Here is a 1,250-nt window from a genome sequence, read left to right as displayed (position 1 = left end):
CGGCGATTTGAGGAATGCCTTTGGCCGACATTCTGGCTTGGTTGAAGAAGATACGGCCGAAGTGATCTTTATCGGGAAAAACGTCTGATTGATGAGGGAGATTCGCGCCGCCAGAGTCGACAAGGTAGACACACGGTAGTTGGCAACGCTGAGCAATCTCTTGTGCTCGAAGGTGCTTTTTCACGGTGAGAGGATAATAGGTGCCGCCTTTGACCGAAGGATCGTTGGCAATCACCATGCATTGAACTCCTTCGATCATGCCGATGCCAGCCACGACACCCGCGCATGGGATGGACTCATCGTACACTTGCCAAGCGGCAAACTGACCGATTTCAAGGAAGTTGCTACCATCATCGAGCAAATGTGAAATTCGTTCTCGAACCGGGAGTTTTCCTTTTTGTCGCTGATGAGCAATGGCACGTTCGCCGCCACCGAGTTTGATGGTGGCGATGTCTTTTTGCAGCTTTTCAACCAGCATTTCCATCGCGGCTTGGTTAGAAAGAAATAGCTCGTCAGTTGGCTTGGTTTTGCTTTTTATGATGGCCATGATGACTTCCTTTTCCTAGCGAGTGAATCAGGAGCTAGCGTGATTCCTCAAACAATTCGCGCCCGATGAGCATGCGGCGAATTTCGGAGGTTCCTGCCCCAATTTCATACAGTTTTGCGTCACGCAGAAGGCGTCCGGTTGCGTATTCATTGATGTAGCCATTACCGCCGAGTAGCTGAATGGCGTCGAGCGCCATTTGTGTTGCCAATTCTGCGCTGTACAAAATCACCCCAGCGGCATCTTTGCGCGTGCATTCACCACGATCACAAGCCGCCGCGACGGTGTAGACGTACGCTTTTGCAGCGTTCATACGTGAGTACATGTCGGCCAATTTGCCCTGCACAAGCTGAAACTCGCCGATGGATTTGCCGAACTGTTTGCGCTCATGCACGTAGGGGACGACGATATCCATACACGCTTGCATAATGCCGAGTGGGCCAGCAGCTAAAACAACGCGCTCGTAATCAAGCCCACTCATCAATACTTCGACGCCACAATTGAGTGCTCCGAGAATGTTTTCTTTAGGTACTTTGCAATTGTTGAAGACGAGCTCAGATGTGTTTGAGCCTCGCATTCCCAACTTATCGAGCTTTTGCGCGTCACTGAATCCGGTAAAACTGCGCTCGACGATAAACGCTGTGATCCCGCGCGATCCCGCATCAGCGTCTGTTTTGGCGTACACCACGACCACGTCCGCATCGGG

At 51.6% G+C, this 1,250-nt stretch carries 2 protein-coding genes; both read right to left on the bottom strand.

The features are described 5' to 3' along the window. The coding region (locus R7E47_RS24655; RefSeq protein ID WP_318085377.1) for a carboxyl transferase domain-containing protein at positions 1–547 on the bottom strand (547 nt) is incomplete at its 3' end. A gap of 34 nt (positions 548–581) precedes the next feature. After that, the coding region (locus R7E47_RS24650) for an acyl-CoA dehydrogenase family protein (protein ID WP_318085375.1) at positions 582–1,250 on the bottom strand (669 nt) is incomplete at its 5' end.

The sequence above is a fragment of the Vibrio sp. Vb1026 genome, assembly GCF_033338745.1.
In the GTDB taxonomy this organism is placed as follows: domain Bacteria; phylum Pseudomonadota; class Gammaproteobacteria; order Enterobacterales; family Vibrionaceae; genus Vibrio; species Vibrio alginolyticus.
Note: the sequence above shows the minus strand (reverse complement) of the source record. Positions and strands in the feature narration are given on the sequence as shown.